General features: G+C 50.2%; 13 protein-coding genes and 4 riboswitches. All 13 genes read left to right on the plus strand.

Annotated elements, in window-relative coordinates; genetic code table 11:
- Nucleotides 1–192 precede the first annotated feature (192 nt).
- Nucleotides 193–372, plus strand: a riboswitch (cobalamin riboswitch).
- A 230-nt stretch (nt 373–602) separates the two neighbouring features.
- Nucleotides 603–2,603 carry a TonB-dependent receptor gene (locus VN379_RS01780; RefSeq protein ID WP_325530189.1) on the plus strand — a complete coding sequence of 667 codons (2,001 nt, stop codon included), beginning with the start codon at nt 603–605 and terminating at the stop codon, nt 2,601–2,603.
- 74 nt (nt 2,604–2,677) lie between these two features.
- A riboswitch (cobalamin riboswitch) is annotated at nt 2,678–2,860 on the plus strand.
- A 266-nt stretch (nt 2,861–3,126) separates the two neighbouring features.
- Entirely contained in the window at nt 3,127–3,789 is a 663-nt protein-coding gene (locus VN379_RS01785) for a redox-sensing transcriptional repressor Rex (protein WP_325530191.1), read from the plus strand.
- 202 nt (nt 3,790–3,991) lie between these two features.
- A riboswitch (cobalamin riboswitch) is annotated at nt 3,992–4,176 on the plus strand.
- 176 nt (nt 4,177–4,352) lie between these two features.
- Nucleotides 4,353–5,300: a sirohydrochlorin cobaltochelatase gene (locus VN379_RS01790; protein ID WP_325530193.1), complete on the plus strand. Its 948-nt coding sequence runs from the start codon at nt 4,353–4,355 to the stop codon at nt 5,298–5,300.
- Nucleotides 5,301–5,375: 75 nt separating this feature from the next.
- A riboswitch (cobalamin riboswitch) is annotated at nt 5,376–5,558 on the plus strand.
- Nucleotides 5,559–5,716: 158 nt separating this feature from the next.
- Nucleotides 5,717–6,529 carry a nitrogenase iron protein NifH gene (locus tag VN379_RS01795; protein ID WP_325530195.1) on the plus strand — a complete coding sequence of 271 codons (813 nt, stop codon included), beginning with the start codon at nt 5,717–5,719 and terminating at the stop codon, nt 6,527–6,529.
- Entirely contained in the window at nt 6,516–7,811 is a 1,296-nt protein-coding gene (locus VN379_RS01800) for a nitrogenase component 1 (RefSeq protein ID WP_325530197.1), read from the plus strand. Before VN379_RS01795 ends, VN379_RS01800 begins: the two co-directional genes overlap by 14 nt.
- Nucleotides 7,804–9,096, plus strand: a complete 1,293-nt coding sequence (locus VN379_RS01805; RefSeq protein WP_325530199.1) for a nitrogenase component 1 — start codon at nt 7,804–7,806, stop codon at nt 9,094–9,096. Before VN379_RS01800 ends, VN379_RS01805 begins: the two co-directional genes overlap by 8 nt.
- 35 nt (nt 9,097–9,131) lie before the next feature.
- Nucleotides 9,132–9,971, plus strand: coding sequence for an ABC transporter ATP-binding protein (locus VN379_RS01810; RefSeq protein WP_325530201.1), 840 nt, complete (start codon nt 9,132–9,134; stop codon nt 9,969–9,971).
- Nucleotides 9,971–10,711 carry an ABC transporter permease gene (locus tag VN379_RS01815; protein ID WP_325530203.1) on the plus strand — a complete coding sequence of 247 codons (741 nt, stop codon included), beginning with the start codon at nt 9,971–9,973 and terminating at the stop codon, nt 10,709–10,711. Before VN379_RS01810 ends, VN379_RS01815 begins: the two co-directional genes overlap by 1 nt.
- Nucleotides 10,712–10,722: 11 nt before the next feature.
- On the plus strand, nt 10,723–12,375 hold the full coding sequence (locus VN379_RS01820) for a hypothetical protein (RefSeq protein WP_325530205.1): 1,653 nt from the start codon (nt 10,723–10,725) through the stop codon (nt 12,373–12,375).
- Nucleotides 12,375–14,069 (plus strand): energy-coupling factor transporter ATPase, encoded by a 1,695-nt coding sequence (locus tag VN379_RS01825; RefSeq protein WP_325530207.1) that lies wholly within the window; start codon nt 12,375–12,377, stop codon nt 14,067–14,069. Before VN379_RS01820 ends, VN379_RS01825 begins: the two co-directional genes overlap by 1 nt.
- Nucleotides 14,032–14,919, plus strand: a complete 888-nt coding sequence (locus VN379_RS01830) for an energy-coupling factor transporter transmembrane component T (protein WP_325530209.1) — start codon at nt 14,032–14,034, stop codon at nt 14,917–14,919. Before VN379_RS01825 ends, VN379_RS01830 begins: the two co-directional genes overlap by 38 nt.
- Before the next feature lie 6 nt (nt 14,920–14,925).
- Nucleotides 14,926–16,344: a PQQ-binding-like beta-propeller repeat protein gene (locus VN379_RS01835; protein WP_325530211.1), complete on the plus strand. Its 1,419-nt coding sequence runs from the start codon at nt 14,926–14,928 to the stop codon at nt 16,342–16,344.
- 55 nt (nt 16,345–16,399) lie between these two features.
- Nucleotides 16,400–17,077, plus strand: a complete 678-nt coding sequence (locus VN379_RS01840) for an ABC transporter ATP-binding protein (protein ID WP_325530213.1) — start codon at nt 16,400–16,402, stop codon at nt 17,075–17,077.
- The last annotated feature ends 119 nt before the right edge of the window (nt 17,078–17,196 follow it).

The following is a 17,196-nucleotide window of genomic DNA, read 5'->3' on the forward strand; positions in this document are numbered from 1 at the left end:
ACATAATAATAACTTTAATGATGAAGATATTAAAAAAATGCCAGCCGCCCAAGCGACTGGTGTTTTTTTTGTAGAATCGTCCATGACTTCTAACAAATAAGATGCTTCTTAAAATTATTATTTAAGATATATGTTTGACAACATTTAATGAGAGTGCTATTATTAAAATCAGTAAAATTTTACAGAATAATTCAAATAATGATGGAAATAGGTGCCTTAGAGCTTAATAGGGAAGTCCGGTTGAATGCCGGCGCGGTCCCGCCACTGTAATGGGGAGTAAATCCAGGAGATGCCACTGAGACAAATGTCTTGGGAAGGTATGGAGGAGCGATGAACCAGAGCCAGGAGAACTGCCTATTTATCAATCACCGTTATACCCACGAGCGATGGGGAGGGGATTTGTAGAGCAGTTTATCCTTCCCGGCTATTTTGGCCGGGATTTTTTATGGATAGGTTCTCTTATTACAGACCCTTCCTGGACAAGTCCAGGGAGGATATTTTATTTATAAGGGAGTTCAGTAAATTATCAACAGGAAGGTGAGAGAACAGCGATTATTTACGGATTGACAAGGAGAATTCATAATGAACGGGGGATGTACTTAATGAAACAAAAGAAATCAGCAAAAAAAATCAAAGCCCGGTCAATGCTGTGTATGGTGGTGGGCGGGGCATTGCTGTTACAATCACCAACGACGGCTTGTGCCGCTGCCGATGAAGAGTTCTCACTGGACCAGATTGTCATCACGGCTAACCGTATGCCAACAGAGCTTCTTAAAACAGCGGCCAATGTTACCGTAATAACGCAAGAGGATATTGAAAAGGGAGCTTATGGGAATTTAGGTGATGTTCTCAGAGATGTTAATGGGGTAATTGTGCCTACAAAAGGGTTTGCTGCGAATAATCAGGCTATCCTGCTGAATGGTGATGATCGTGTGTTGATCATGATCGACGGACGCCGGGTAGGCCGCCCTGAAGGAACTGCTAACGGGAGTTCCTCACTTGACCTTAGCACGATTGTTTCATTAGGTAATATTGAACGGATCGAAATTGTTAAAGGCGGTGCATCAGCCCTTTATGGTTCTGACGCAGTTGGCGGTGTCGTCAATATCATTACCCGCAAGGGCGTTGAGAATAAAACAACTTTGGAATTGGGTACAGGTTCCTGGGGATTACGCAATTATAAATTAAGTGTACAAAGACAGGAGAATGACTATCGGGTATTCATTACTGCAGATAAGAAATCTCAGGATTACAGTGAGTATAATGTGCTTAATCCGGCATCGACGTCCGGCAGTAATAAAGGCGATACTTATCGTTGGCCCAATAATAGCGAGTTTGAAGGACAAGGGCTTACTGTAAGGGTGGATAAGGAGATTGATTCTGACCGTTCACTGACACTTAATCTTGAACATTGGAGCGATAAAGGCGGCCAGCCATTCGACCTAGTAGATACTTATCAACCTTCTGTCACGACACATTTGTCAAATAACGCAGCATTTACCTATAACTTTGATCAGTCGACTGCAGTCCCGGGGTTTGCCCGCATTTATTCCAACTATCATAATCAGAATGATTTGATTTATGGCGCCAACAAGAGCAGAGTGTATGGGGGGCAATATCAAACAGGATGGCAAGTGGACGAGGCCAATCAGTTGATTGCCGGTGTTGAGTGGACAAGAGGAACGGTGCTTGAGAGCGCCAGCGGCTATAACAATAAATCTATTACCAACACAGGGGTGTATCTGCAGGACGTTTATTCTGCAAGTGATAAATTAACAATTACTCCAGGGATCCGTTATGACCATCATAGTAATTTTGGTGGGCAAACAACGCCAAAACTGAGTGCCAATTATAGTGTGAATCCCACAACCGACATATATGTATCTTATAACCGGGTATTTAAAGCACCTACTTTAGATGATTTATATGCCTATTCTAAACCGGGAACGGACGGTACATACTCCTGGGGAGCTTCTTTTGGCAATCCCAACCTAGAGCCGGAAAAGGGGCAGGTTATTAGTGCCGGGATAAATAAAAAACTGGGCAATAATACAACTCTAAAGACTTCTTATTTTGCAAGTAAAATAACCAATGCGATAGACTGGGACAACCCGTCGGATTTAGATGGGGATGGTTTGGACGATTATCAGGTATTGAATATTGATAAGCAAAAGAAACGTGGCATTGAAGTAGATCTGCATCACCGGTTTTCTCCCCTGTATTATACAGAGATTGGTTATTCTTATGTTCATGTTGAGAATAACGATAATGGGACCGGCTATGTGGTTGAGACTGCCAATAGCCAGCCCAAAGGCTACCGGGTCAAATTAGGCTATACAGGCGAACAATGGAATGTAAACCTTAATGGGCAGGGGGTATCAGGCCGAAATACGACCCGCTTTGTTGACAGCAGTTATTGGATTTGGAATATGGCTGTTAATTATAAAATTAATGAAAATGCTAATGTATATCTGAACGCTTTCAATATTACCGATAAAGCCTACGAATTGATCTCCAGTGGAACTAGCGGGACATACAACGGCATAGGAAACTATCCGATGGCAGCCCGGAATTTCCAACTTGGCATTCGGTACTCTTTCTAATGATCGCGGCAGAAGATAATTGACAACCCTTGTCACAAATGGTATTATTAAATTGTATATAATATCCAAAACAATCGAATAATGATGAGTTAGGTGCCCTTATGGGCTTAATAGGGAAGTCGGTTGAAAACCGGCGCGGTCCCGCCACTGTAATGGGGAGCAAACCCAAGATATGCCACTGAGACGTAACCGTCTTGGGAAGGTTTGGAGGAGCTATGATCCAGAGCCAGGAGAACTGCCTAGCTGACAGTCACCGTTTTACCCACGAGCGATGGGGAGGGGATTACAGTCAGACAACGACTGCCTTGGCGTTCATGCCAGGTTAGTCTTGTGTTATGCTGAATTCACTCCTGGTCAATGACCAGGAGTTTTTATTTAGTGCGCACTGTAGAATCTCTCCCGGCTGTTGTGGCAGCCGGGAATTTTATTTGAAGCAGCCTTCGGCATGATGGGCTATATACTAATATCTAATAAGGGCGGAAAAGTGGAGGTTTGGATAATAAAAGAAAAGGAGATAAGGGAAATGATAAAAACAAGAGATGACATATCTAAATTGACTGTGACCAGAATGGCAATCTATTACAGCGCTCTAAAAAAGATGCTGGATGACGGAGAAACAATGTGTCTTTCAATCCAAATCGGCCAGCATACCGGAATAAGCCCTTCGATAATACGTAAGGACTTATCCTGTTTTGGTGAGTTTGGCACTAAGGGTGTTGGCTACAGGATTGAGTTTCTACTGCAGTGGATCGGGGAAATTCTGGGGTATAATACTATCTGGAATACAGTAGTGGTAGGGATGGGGATGCCATTATTATCAATAAACTGTTATCAGAATTTCCTGCCACCGGGGTTCCAGATCACTGCAGTTTTAGATATGAATGAGCAGAATCACGGAGTGCTGCTGCCTGAACTGGGCTTGTCTATTGAATCCTTGCAGAATCTGGAGTCTGTTGTATTTAATAAGCAGGTGAGCATTGGGTTGGTGGCGGTGTTGCCGGAACAGGCTCAGATCGTTACCGACAGGCTTGTTGCCGCCGGTGTTACTGGTATTGCTAACTTTACCCAAGCGCAGGTAATCGTGCCTGATAACATTGCGCTGACCCAGATCAATGCAGGCCCGATGATCAGCCAGCTTTCTTATGATCTGGCTCGTCCGGTGCCGTTTCTGCGTTCCATCGTTTAAATTAGTTTTCAAGTATGAAATCTTTCCGGGTGACTAAAGTCATTGATTATCAATGATTTTTGCTGATAGCGAGGGTCGTTATGGCCCTTCTTTTTTTGCCAACGTCAAAATTCGCTATTTTCTGTATACATCAGGATATGTTTGACAATAGTTGCGGACGGATGCTATTATTGGTAGTAACTATAGACTATTTTTACTAAAATTAAATATAATGGAGACAGGTGCCCTACGGGGCTTAATAGGGAAGTCCGGTGTAATGCCGGCGCGGTCCCGCCACTGTAATGGGGAGTTAGCCTAAGATACGCCACTGAGACGAAATCGCCTTGGGAAGGTTTGGGTGAAACAATGATCCAGAGTCAGGAGAACTGCCTGTTTGTCAATCACCGTTTTTTACTCACGAGCGATGAGGAGGGGATTTGAGAAAATCTATGTTTCGGCTTATCTTTAATGGTCGGAACGATTATATAGATTAATTTCTTTTTCGCATACAACCCTTCTCGGCTTGAGCCAGAGAGGGATTTTTAATTTTGTAGTATATGGGATATAACGGAGGAGGCACTAACATGGAGCAAGCAGCGCAAAGCAGTGTACCCAAAAAGGCCATCATAGTTGTTAGTTTTGGGACTTCTTATCAGGAAACCCTGAAGCTGAATATTGAAACTGTCGAAAATAGAATCCGGGAAAAGTTTCCCGAATATGAAGTGCGCCGGGCTTTTACTTCGCGTACAGTCATCAAGCGTTTAGCCGAGTCCGGTGTTCAGATTGACAATGAAATACAGGCGTTAAAACGTCTGCAGGATGAGGGCTATGAGGAAGTGTACATACAGCCATTGCATGTGGTGCCTGGTGCTGAATATGACAAAATCAAGGTACTTGTTGCCCATTACGCCCATGCCACAGAAAAAGCTTTTGCGAAAATCCGTTTGGGCCGTCCTCTATTATATTGCATGGGGCAGGAGGGACATCCTGATGACTATGCAATTGCCATTCAAGCCTTAATAACGCAACTGCCTGAAGCGGATGCAGCCAGTGCTGTTGTGCTTATGGGCCACGGGGGCATGCATCCGGCAAATGCTGCTTATGCCGTGCTGCAGCTAAAATTAGAGGACGCAGGCTTAAATCATGTTTTTGTGTATACAGTCGAAGGCTTTCCGTCTTTGACCCGGATTATTGACAAGCTTAAGCAGAAACAGGTAAAAAAGGTTACGCTAATGCCCTTCTTGCTGGTGGCTGGTGATCATGCTACCAACGATATGGCTGGTGATGAAGAAGATTCAGCCAGGTCTCAGCTGCTAGCAGCAGGCTTTGAGGTTGATGTATATTTCCATGGATTAGGTGAGAATCCAGCCATTCAGGACATCTATGTAGCCCACCTCCGGTCGTCTATTGCTCATCCACCTCACGGTCACCGGCACAGTGGTCATGGGCATGGTCATGGCCGGGGCTGCAACCCTGAACATGGTCATGCTTGTGGCAAAGGTCATTGCCATAGTCACAGTCACGGACATTAATCCAGTCGATTTGTTTCTCCCAGCCTTGCGGATAAGGTTGCCTGGCAGGAAATAGCTTCTTGTGTTTGATAAAAACTGAATACTGCTGAGACAGGTGCCCTACGGGGCTTAAAAGGGAAGTCCGGTGCAATACCGGCGCGGTCCCGCCACTGTAATGGGGAGTAAGCCCAAGTTATACCACTGAGACAACGTGTCTTGGGAAGGTTTGGGTGAGCTAAGATCCAGAGCCAGGAGAACTGCCTGTCTGACAATCACCGGTTGACCTACGAGCGATAGGGAGGGGGATTTTTGCGATAGTGTTTTCATCAAGCTGCAATAAACTCCTGCGTTAAGCTCAGGAGTTTTATTTTTTATAAAAAACCGGTTGTGAGGATAGTTCGTGATCAATTAATGGAGAGAGGGATAGCAGAAGCAAAATGAGAAAAATTGCGTTTTATGGTAAAGGCGGCATTGGGAAATCGACAACCGCCGCTAATGTATCTGCGGCCTTGGCCGAACAAGGACAGGCTGTCTGCCAGATTGGCTGTGACCCGAAAAACGATTCAACACGGCTGCTGCTTGGCAGTACATGCAAGCAAACGGTGCTGGATATGGTCAGAAAATACGGTGATGAGGTGACAACCGAGCAGGTAGTGCATACCGGCTTCCGGGGAGTCAAATGTGTCGAGGCCGGCGGGCCTGAGCCAGGGGTAGGCTGCGCCGGGCGGGGCATTATTGTGGCTTTGGAAAAACTGAAAGCGTTGCAGTCGGTCTCGGAAGATCATGTGATCTTATATGATGTACTGGGCGATGTGGTTTGCGGTGGTTTTGCCGTACCGATTCGTGAGGGCTATGCCACCGATATTTATATTGTATCCTCTGGTGAACTGATGTCACTGTATGCTGCTAATAATATCGCCAAAGGGGTAGCGCGTTTTGCCGGGCGTGGCCGGGCACGGCTTGGCGGTATTATTGGCAACAGCCGTAATATCATTCGTGAACAGGCGCTGTTAGAGGAGTTCGCCGCAAAACTCAATACCCGCCTGGTTGCTTTTATTCCCCGGGAGCAGGCTGTACATCAGGCTGAGATACGTCGACAAACTGTGATTGAATGGAAACCAGAGTCTGCGCAGGCAGCGATCTACCGGCATTTGGCCGCCTTGATCATGGACAACCGGGAATTGTCTGTGCCCACACCGCTGGAGTTCGAAGACCTTGAGGAGTTGGTATTACGCTATGGTGAAGAGTAAGCGACCGGTTGTTGCCCTTAAAAGTGGCTGTAGCTGCAGCATGCCGGGTGTGTGGCGGGCTGTAGCCCATAGCGACGGCGCTGTTGTCGTCTTTCATAGCCCGAAAGCCTGTGCTCATGTAACCCAGGAGATGGAGCTGGGAAGCCAGTATCGTTTGGTATCCCGGCAGGAGTTTGTGCCTGGGCGTTACATAGCGCCACTGATTAGCAGTGAATTAACAGATGAACACTCTATTTTCGGGGGTGTTGAGCAACTGCGGGAATGCATCAGGTTTGTAGCCGGCCGCTATCACCCCAGCTATATCGTTATTGCCAGTTCCTGCGTGGCCGGCATCATTGGGGATGATATAGCAGACGTGGCCGCTGTTGCCGAGCAGGAATTCCAGATACCGGTCATTGCTTCACCCTGCAGCGGGTATCTAGACGGGGAGTATCATGCGGGCTTTTATCATACGGCAATGGCTGTGGCGGAACGATTCATGACCGCTCAGCCTGCGCGGCCGGGCCAGGTTACTATTTTGGGTGACCGCGGCGGACCTGACAGCGAAGATTGCCGGGAAATGAAAAGACTGCTCCAGTATTTCGGGTTAGCGGTGCATGCTCATTTTCCGGGATATGCCTCGATTGATGACATGCAGCGGGTGGCGGCATCATCACTCAATATCCTGATTGGCGGCAGAACGCAATCTTTTGCCTGGATACGCAAGTTGGCGGCCGGGATTGAAGCAAAGAGCGGCACCCCTTTTTTTGACAGGGACCATCCGGTAGGCTGGTTAGGGACCAAGGCCTGGTTAGAGGAATTAGGGGCATTGCTGGAACAGCCTCAGGCGGCAGCCCTGGCGGTAGCGGCTGAACAACAACGGTTGCAGGAGGCGGCGTTTGAGATCCGCCGGACGCTCAGATTAGCCAGGGTTACCTTAGTCCTTGGCCGGCCATTGCTGTATTTCGAGCCAGGCTGGGTGCTGGAATTACTAGCCCAGGCCGAAGTGGAACTGGCGGCCATTGTCCTTCTGAAGGGGATGACAGGCCAGCAGCAGGATGCCTTGCAGCAGGCCCTTGCAGCGTATACTAAGGTGCCTGTTTTGCAACAAGACCAGGCTGAAGCTATCCTCGATACAGCAGATCTGGTCATTACAACGCATGAATTGGATAACGAAAATCTGCGCCAGTTCTTTTTGCCGGTTTTGCCGCCTATCGGTGTCGGCGGCCTTCTCAACCAGTTGCGTAAATTGGAACGCCTGGCACTACGCCCGGTACAGCGGGGAGGAATACTGTATGGCTGATCAGCAATGGCGTGATGTCCAAACCTGTTTTGATACCTGTGCCCTGACGGGAGCGGCAGCTTTTTTTGCCGGGATTGAGGATGCGGTTATTGTCGGAAACGGGCCGTTGTGGTGCTACTTTTATGCGCTGCGATTTTTGGAGCATGCCTGTCCGGATATTGCCAGCCGCTTTTTCTGTTCGCAGGTTGATAATAATGCGGTCATCTATGGTACGGAAGAAGCATTGCTGGAGACGCTGCAACGAGTTAAGGAAACCACCCGGCCGGCTGTGGTATTTATTGAAAGCAGCTGTTCGGTCAGTCTGATCGGCGACGATCTTGACGCTATTGCCAGGCAGGCAGCTATGCCCTGCCCCGTAATATGTTTAGAAAGCGGTGGCTTGAACGGGGGCTTTCAGGAAGGGTACCAGGCCGCGGCTAAAGCCTATTTTTCCGCTATACCGCTGCAGCAGGGGCTGCAGAGAAAAGCAGGCACTGTTAATTTATTAGGGGCAACCCATGGCCACTATAATGCTGTCAGTGATATACGGGAAATTAAACGCCTTTTAGGGGTTGCCGGATACCAGGTTCTAGCCTGTCCGGGTGCCGGTACCAGTCAGGCCGGTATTGCACTGATGGCTCAGGCTGAACTTAATATCGTACTGCATGCTGAACTGGGACAAGAAACAGCCCGGTTGCTGGAAGAGCAGTATGGGATTCCCTATGTGGCTGAGTTGCCGCCCTATGGGGTGGAGGGGTCCTGGGACTGGCTACGGTCGATTGGCCAGGTTAGCGGCAGATCAGAACAAGATTTTACGGCAGTCCGCAAGGAGCGTGATCTGCTGGAACGCCAGCTGCGCAACGCTACACAGGATATGGAACGTATTTGGGGTGAAATGTGGTTTAACCGCGTTCTGGTGGCAGCACCCTCATCTACAGCACTGGCGGTGGCGCAGGCAGTACGGCGGGAATGGGTGGATACTGCCAATCTCACGACCATAGCTCAGGACGGTCTAAAACATCTCCGGGTACCGGCAGGGATCGGCCGGGTAATTGATGGCAGGAAAGAGAGGCAGGCGATAGAGGCCTGTCTAAATGAGCTGACAGCCGGGCTGCTGTTAGCCAGCAGCAATGAGCGGGCCTGGTTGTATCGTAAGGGTGCACAAGCGGTGGCTTGCCAGAATATTGCCCTGCCGGTATATGATGAAATCCGGCTTAGCCATCGTCCTTTTATGGGGCTGCGGGGGGCTGTTCATCTGGTAGAGCGCCTGTGGGAACGGTATATCGCTGTTTGTCAGCAGTGTTAGCCTGGCTAAATAACTTAGAGAAAAAGAGGATGAGTATGATCCAAATGAAAGGGTTGGTCAAGAAATTTGGCAACCGTACAGCAGTCAACCAATTGGATCTGTCAATCAAACAGGGTGAAATATTTGGACTGCTTGGGCCTAATGGGGCTGGGAAAACGACGATTATCCGGATGTTAACCATGCTGACCCGGCCAACAGCCGGCAGTCTGACCATTAATGGCTGGCAGGCCCCGGCTGATGAACGCAGGATTAAGGCTATTCTGGGCATTGTACCCCAACACTTTAATCTTGACCCTGATCTTACAGCCCGGGAAAACCTGGATTTACATGGGCGTTTGCATCATATGCCTGCTGCACAGCGGCAGGGCAGAATTGACGAACTGCTGGAATATGTGGAGCTGGGAGACCGCGGCGGTGATAAAGTGCAGCATCTTTCCGGCGGCCTGAAGCGAAGGCTGATGATTGCCCGGGCGCTGTTACACCGTCCCCGCCTGCTGTTTCTCGATGAACCTACTGTTGGTTTAGATCCGCAGGTACGGCGGCGGTTGTGGGACTTGATCCGCCAGTTGAATAATGACGATATTACCGTTTTGCTGACAACTCATTATATTGAAGAGGCCGAATTCTTATGTGGTCAGGTCGCTATTTTGGATAAAGGTAATCTGATTGCCTTAGACAGCCCGGCTGAACTCTGCCGGCGCATGGGTGCCTATGTTGTCGAATGGGTGCCGGAAGACACCCGGGAGACACGCTTTTTCCATAGCCGGGAAGAGGCCTCGGTATTTGCCGGTCAGCTTAATGTGACAACGACAATCCGGCGTTCCAACCTGGAGGATGTTTTTGTTGAATTGACAGGAAGAAAGGTGAGCGGATAATGCTGCAGGATATTGGAACCGTTTTTTGGCGGGACTGGATTGTCTTATACCGGCGGATCGGCGCTTTCATTTTATCGCGTATGATTGCACCGGTACTATATCTGGTGGCGTTTGGCTGGGGCATAGGCCGCAGTGTTCAGGTCAGCCAGGGCAGTTATATGGATTTTATTGTACCCGGGATTCTAGCACTTAATTCGATGAATATTAGTTTTAACTCTGTGGGGGGGCCGCTGCATACCAGCAGGCTGTATCATAAGACGTTAGAAGAGTATCTGGTAGCTCCGATCAGTTCAGTGGCTTTTGTCCTGGGTAAGATTGCAGCCGGGATTGTACGGGGTCTGATCTCGTCGGTAATTATCATTGGCTTGGCCTGGCTCTTTGGGGCCAATCTTGCCGTTAATGGGTTGTTTGTACTTATTTTGACAATGAACTGTCTGATTTTTTCCGCCCTGGGGTTTGTTGTGGCCATGTTGATTGATTCGCATGAGGACATGGGCAACTTCAGTACATATGTGCTGCTGCCTATGTCATTTTTATGTGCTACTTTTTTTAGTACCGACAAACTGCCGGCGGTCGTTCGCTGGTTGTTGGAACTGCTGCCACTGACCCATGCCAGTGCGGCACTAAGGGCTATTACCCATGGCGGTGAGCCGGCCGGGTTGTCCTGGCTGGTGTTAGGTGTATATGTTGTGGTATTGCTGGGCGTTAGCGTCTGGACAATGGAAAAGGTGCGGGAGTAAATGAAAACACGATGAAACTAACAGCATTGCTCAGCTTATGTCTCCTTACGATCTGTTTACTGCCGCCGCTAGGTGCCGGTCAGACGGGGGACGATGTGACTATTTCGTTGCAAGTGCCTTACTATTTGGGAAAATCCCGGGAAGGCGTGAGGCCGGGGAGCCAGCTGCAGGCTCTATTCTGTATCGAGAACCGGGGGCAGGACGAGGCCGCGCCCACCGTATTAATTAAGCTGCCGCCCGGATTTACTCTTGCCGGTAAATCGGATAACTGGCAGGTGATACAGCAAGCGCAAGGGTATGTCCTGGAGCGGCACACCGGCTTAGCCGGCGGCTACAGCCAGTGGTTCGATTTATTGACAATCCAGCTGTCAGATGCTGTGACACCAGGTATATACACCATTACTATCAGCGATGGACGGCAGACCCGGCAGGCACCGGTTACGGTGATAGCAACAGGCCGCACGCTTGGCAATGCGGCTGCAGGCATTGAAGATATCATCCTGCCGCTGGACAGAGACGGCAAAAATGACGAGCGCTTATCGCGCAACACGCTGGTCTTGCGCGACAAACGCTGGGATTACTATAAAAATGTTGTGAACGGCAAAGGGGCTTCCAATCTGGAGGTTGAGGCGCTGCATCCGATCACACATATGAAGCTTATTGTCAAAAATCCGGCTGAACAGCAAAAACTAGTGGTTATTACTGCCCAGCTGCTTGATGCCAATAGTCACCAGCCGGTATCCGGCCTGTTTACGCCTGGAACAACCGGTGAGGACAAGGACGCCGGTTCGTTGGGCGGGCATGAAGACCGGCTGGTTGCTTTTGCCGCATTAACCGGTGAACCAAGACAATCTGTGCAATTGCCTGTATATGTGAAGGAACAGCTGCTTGCAGGCGGCCAGTACATCCTGCGGGTAATTATGGAAGACGAGTTTGCGCCGCCGGTAGTTCAGGAAACAGTGATCACTGTTGTCAAAAAAGATATGAAAGCAATAGCTGTTATTGGTCTGGCAGCAATTATTCTGCTGGTTGCGCTGCTGGTAGCTGTCAGGCGTATCCGGTCAGTACTGACAACGCTGAAGACCCGCTGGCTGGTTACGGTGGCTTTATTTGGTGCAGCGGCTTTTGCTGTTGTTACTGTGCCGTCAACCTTGCTTAATGATTTTTTTCATATACTGATGGGGCCTTTCGGGTTTATTGTTACCGGGCTATTTCACAGCATTCTGCTGTATATGATGATTGTGGCTTTGGTTATTCTTATTCCGCGGCCGGGGGTTATTGCCCTGATGCTCATCGTGCGCCTCATGCTGGGAATGCTGGCGTTTGGGCAGATCTCGCCCATCATCCTCTTGTCATATGGCATTAACGGGCTATTGCTTGAGACGCTTATGTATGGCAGCGGGATGTACCGCTATTTGCAGTCAGCCAACGCAGCGGCCGGGCTAAACTGGCGGCAGATAGCCTGTCTGGCCTTAATCTGCGGGGTGTCCGACAGCCTGGCCAGCTATGTCAGCCTGCAGGGGCTGTCGGTTTTGTACCGGATGTATTATGCCGACTGGTATGTATACTTGCTGCTGCTAGTTAATGGATTTTTGTATACTGCGATTGGCGCGGTTTGCGGCGTACGGCTTGGCAGCCGTTTGTGCCGGGTAGGGGGGGATTGATGATGCGGGTATTGGTGGAATGGCAGGATGTGACCTTTACTTATAAACACGCGGATAGTCCCAGTGTCGATCAGTTCAACCTTACTATTGCTGCCGGTGATTTTGTACTGATTACCGGTTCGACAGGTTGTGGTAAAAGTACGCTGCTAAAAATGCTTAATGGCCTTATCCCGGAAGAGAGCGGCGGGGCATTAACCGGAACCGTACTTGTGGACGGGCAGGATACCCGGAACCTGACTGTTTCGCAATTGAGCCGGACGGTGGGGATGGTGTTTCAAAGCCCGGATGATCAAATTTTTTCGACAACGGTGTATGATGAAACTGCTTTCATTTTGGAGAATATGGGAATGCCGGCAGCCGATATTAACCTGCGGGTTGATGAGGCGTTAGCTTTGGTTGGTATGCTCAATAAGCGGGAAGCAAGTGTGCATGCTTTATCAGGCGGGCAAAAACAGCGGTTGGCTGTAGCCTCGGTATTGGCTGCCAGGCCGCGCATTCTGGCCCTGGATGAACCCATCAGCCAGCTTGATCCGCAAGGGGCAACCGAACTGCTAGCCGTGCTGGAGAAAGTCAACCGCGAATTCGGCATAACCATTATCCTAGTAGAGCACCGCCTGCATGAGGTTATGCCGCTGTGTAACCGTGTTGTGGTTATGGATGGCGGGCATTTGCTGTGGGAGGGAACAAGGGAGGCGGCGTTCGGCTGTCCGGAATTGTTCGCCGATCATGGCCTTAGGGTACCACAACCTGTTGATATTTGCCGGCGGTTGGGGATTGTGGCCTCCTCTGCCGGGATTGAAGAGGCTGTATGCGCTATTAGACAGCGTTATCACGTACAGTCAGTTGCAGAAACAGCCTGTTCACTGGTTGTGGCGGGACAGGGAGCAAAACCGGCAATTGAGGTGCAGAAGCTATCTTTCTGGTATGAGCGGAGCGGCAAGCCGGTCTTGGACAATATTGATTTATTTATTCCCCGGGGGCAATTTGTGGCCCTGATGGGCAACAACGGGGCCGGGAAATCAACGTTGTTGCAGCAGGTAGGCGGGCTGCTTACCCCGCAGCAGGGCCAGGTGCGGGTGCTGGGCCAGCCGTTGGCGGCTGTACGACGCCAGGTCGGCATGGTATTGCAAAATCCTGATCTGATGTTATTTAACAGTACGGTGGCCGAAGAGGTGGCTTTTGCTGCCTGCCAGCAGCACCGGCACAGCGGCTTGACACCATATTGCCGGGAGCTTTTGTTGAAGATGGGGTTAACTGGCCGTGAAGAAGAGTTCCCGCTGGCCCTCAGCCGCGGGCAGCGGCTGCGGCTGGCCCTGGCAGCCGTGTTGTCCTGCCGGCCGGCGGTATTACTGCTTGATGAGCCGACGACCGGACAGGATATTGGTCATATTGAGGATATTATTATCTTGTTGAAAGACTATGTGGCTCAGGGGGGAACTGTGGTATTTTGTACCCATGACACCGAGGTGGCCGCCTGCCATGCCGACCGGGTTATTGTTCTGTGTCAGGGCCGCCTGAGTGCGGACGGGCCACCGGCTGTCATCTTCAGCCAGGAAGATATGTTGCGTCAGGCCGGTCTGAAGCCGCCGGCTGCTTTACTGGTGGCGCAGAGCCTGTACGGCGGTGTGGCAATGGGGGTAGAGGAGGTGGTGCAGTATGTCCGGCAGGGATGTCTGGGAAGCAACGCCGGGTGATACCCCGGTACATAAACTTGATGTACGTACTAAAGTGGTGCTGTTAGCCGGGTTTGCGGCTGCGGCTATCCTGATTGATAGTCCGCGCACGCTATATCTGTTGTTTTGCCTGACTTTAGCGATGCATATCCTGGCCCGGTCATCAGCCGCGCGGTGGCGAATCCTGATTATCTTTGTCCTGTTGGGATTATGGGGGTCAATGGTCAGTCAGGCATTGTTTTATACCCGGGAGCCAAGAACCATTGTGGCTTGCCTTGTGCCGCCAGCCCTACCGGTCTTCGGGACCTTGACAGGCGGGGTATTTGTCTATCAGGAGGGGCTGGAGTATGGTGCTGTTCAGGCCCTGCGCTCAGGGATTATGCTGTCACTGGGATTGCTGTTAAGCTGGACGTCAGACCCCCGTCAATTACTTAAAAGCTTTGTTTCCTGGAAAATGCCGTATGAGCTGGCGTTTATGCTAATCAGCGGGCTGCGGTTTTTACCGGTTATTTTTCAGGAAACCGCCATTGTGCTGACTGCACAGCGGCTGCGGGGTTTTGAACCCTTGAAGTCTTTAGCGCCCCGCCGGCTGATTCAAACTGCTTTTCAGACCCTCTTTCCTATTCTGGCACGGACGCTCAGGCGGGCAGCAACCCTGGCCGCATCGGTCGAGAGCCGGGGGTTCGGGCGGGAAGCGCGTATGACTGAAATAAAGCAATGGCCGGCAGGGGAATGGCGGGTATGTCTGGGTATTTTTGCGGGTATTACCCTCCTGATAGGGCTTAAATTTCTGGATGCGCTGCAGTTTAACGGAATCATCTATATTCCGGCTTGGCGTGACTTGTATGATGTAATGAAAGTGTGGATGTGAGTGCTGATGAAAAAGCTGCAGACAGCCGGATTTGTTGTAATTTTTGTCGTAACCTTATGTTTTTTAGCAAGTCATATTTTTGACAGCACCGCTTCAAGTCTTGTTTTGTCAGCCCGGCCGGCAGGTACGCAAACCGGGGCTTTTGAGCAAGTGGCCGATATTTCACTTGGTAAGGTGGAAGTGCATAATTTTCAGCGGATGGGCTTTACCAAGGGCTTTATCAAGTTTTCACCAGATAGCCGGTATTTGGCCATTGGTTCTGAGAACGGGGAGTTGATGCTGCTTAATCTCAAGGGGCAGGTAATATGGCGTAAAAACATGGGGACCGGAAAGCTAGCGGCGTTGGAGTTTTCGCCAGACAGCCGGTATCTGTATATTGGTGAAGCCAGTCAACAGGGATATCTGCTGTGTATAAACAGTGCTGATGGCCGGGAAATCTGGCGGCAGGCCAGCGTCAGTGAACTGGGGGTCAATATTCAGGATAAAACCTACCCGGGGATAATAGCCATCAGGAGTGATGCCAACGGCATGGTGTACGCCGTTGGGCAGCGTTATATCCGCTATGCTGACGGACGGAACGAATACAGGGGGCGCATCTATAAATATAATGAAGACGGGGTGCGGCAGGCTATTTTTCCCGCTGACCATAATCTGGATGCCTGGGTCAGCTGGGTGGGTGTCGATGCCGGCGGCAGCCGGGTAGCGTTTGGTACGGCGAACTGGGATGAGGGTTCAACTAATCGCTATACTGATAGTATGTACTGCGTGGACGGGGCATTGCAGCAGCTCCTGTGGAGTGTAAATATTCCCCCGGCTCCACCTTATCAGAACACTACGATGCGCAGTAGCCCGGAGTTGACACCCAGCGGCAGGTATGTCGCCGGCGTGGCTAGCGATGGCCGGGGGTTTTTGTTTGACGGTCAGGGCCATGAGCTGTGGCTGCGAACGATCAGCCAGCCTCAGAAAGTGGGCGGCGTGCACATTAATGCTGTTGGTAATTATGTGCATGTCACAGAAGATTACGCAGTATTTACAACAGGCAATACCTATAACCGGGCTAATTGGCAACTGCCAACACCGGTAGAACACCCTGGCTCTAACAGTGTATTTGTTTTCGATCTGTCAGGAAAGCTGGTCAGTCGCTATAAACTGGGGGGCATGGTCGAGCAAATCAGTGGTACAGGGCAGGCAATGGCTATCGCTATCGGCCGCAATGTCCGGACGAAGGATATTGGGGTGCATGGTCTGTATATTCTGTCCCTGCCTGATGCCCGGCTGCTTGATTATGTGAATACCATCGGACCTTGCGTGGGGGCGGCCATCAGTCCGGACGGCCGTTATGCCGCAGGGGTGGAAGCGCCGCTGCAGTTGGATGACGGCCGGGTGGTAGGCACATACCGGTTATTGTTGCTAAAAAAGAATTAGTTTACGCCCGGTCGCTGCCTGGCACGATCGGGCATTAACAAGGAGGGATTGCGATATGACGATCGCCTTGGTCGATGTAAGGAAAACATATAACATTAGTGGTAGTGAGGTATTTGCCCTGGATGGGGTTAATCTGACCATACCAACCGGGGAATTTACCGCCATTATGGGGCCGGCGGGTTCCGGTAAGTCAACACTTATGAAAATCCTGGGCTGTCTGGACCGCCCGACAGTTGGTTCATATACCCTTGACGGCCAAGAGGTCACTCATCTGACAGATGCTGCATTAGCTGCCACCCGGAAGAAGAAAATCGGTTTTGTGGATCAAAACTTTAGTCTACTGCCCCGCATGTCGGCTTTGCAGAATACTACGATACCGCTAATCTATGCCGGAATTGGGAAAGAAGAACGCTACGAGCGGGCAGAGCAGGCGCTGCTGACTGTAGGGCTGGACAAGTGTTTGCGACAACGGCCCAATGAAATGTCTGACTGTCAGCGGCAGCGTGTGGCCATTGCCCAGGCACTTGTCAACAATCCGGACATCATCCTGGCTGATGAACCGACTGGGAATCTAGATACTAAAGCAGGTGACGAAATTATGGACGTTTTTAGCAGCCTTAGCCAGCAGGGCCATACTGTAGTCATTGTCACTCATGCACCTGATATTGCCCGGCGCATGTGCCGGGTTGTTCATGTGCGCAATGGCCGTATTGTCAGGGATGACAAGATATAAAGACATCGTTCTAACCATTCCCGGAACACCAGTCCGCCGGGAATGGTTAGAGTCATGCGTTATCTACAGAACAATACTCTGAGCCGGTGCTCCTTATAGAGTGATTAAAAAGATTTAAG

Origin of the sequence: Sporomusa sp., assembly GCF_035561255.1 — a bacterium.
Lineage (GTDB): Bacteria > Bacillota > Negativicutes > Sporomusales > Sporomusaceae > Sporomusa.

Coding starts and splice junctions, on each gene's coding strand:
- VN379_RS01785 (WP_325530191.1), top strand. CDS start 3,127: ATGATAAAAACAAGAGATGACATATCTAAATTGACTGTGACCAGAATG.
- VN379_RS01800 (WP_325530197.1), top strand. CDS start 6,516: ATGGTGAAGAGTAAGCGACCGGTTGTTGCCCTTAAAAGTGGCTGTAGC.
- VN379_RS01805 (WP_325530199.1), top strand. CDS start 7,804: ATGGCTGATCAGCAATGGCGTGATGTCCAAACCTGTTTTGATACCTGT.
- VN379_RS01795 (WP_325530195.1), top strand. CDS start 5,717: ATGAGAAAAATTGCGTTTTATGGTAAAGGCGGCATTGGGAAATCGACA.
- VN379_RS01840 (WP_325530213.1), top strand. CDS start 16,400: ATGACGATCGCCTTGGTCGATGTAAGGAAAACATATAACATTAGTGGT.
- VN379_RS01810 (WP_325530201.1), top strand. CDS start 9,132: ATGATCCAAATGAAAGGGTTGGTCAAGAAATTTGGCAACCGTACAGCA.
- VN379_RS01830 (WP_325530209.1), top strand. CDS start 14,032: ATGTCCGGCAGGGATGTCTGGGAAGCAACGCCGGGTGATACCCCGGTA.
- VN379_RS01780 (WP_325530189.1), top strand. CDS start 603: ATGAAACAAAAGAAATCAGCAAAAAAAATCAAAGCCCGGTCAATGCTG.
- VN379_RS01835 (WP_325530211.1), top strand. CDS start 14,926: ATGAAAAAGCTGCAGACAGCCGGATTTGTTGTAATTTTTGTCGTAACC.
- VN379_RS01815 (WP_325530203.1), top strand. CDS start 9,971: ATGCTGCAGGATATTGGAACCGTTTTTTGGCGGGACTGGATTGTCTTA.
- VN379_RS01825 (WP_325530207.1), top strand. CDS start 12,375: ATGATGCGGGTATTGGTGGAATGGCAGGATGTGACCTTTACTTATAAA.
- VN379_RS01790 (WP_325530193.1), top strand. CDS start 4,353: ATGGAGCAAGCAGCGCAAAGCAGTGTACCCAAAAAGGCCATCATAGTT.
- VN379_RS01820 (WP_325530205.1), top strand. CDS start 10,723: ATGAAACTAACAGCATTGCTCAGCTTATGTCTCCTTACGATCTGTTTA.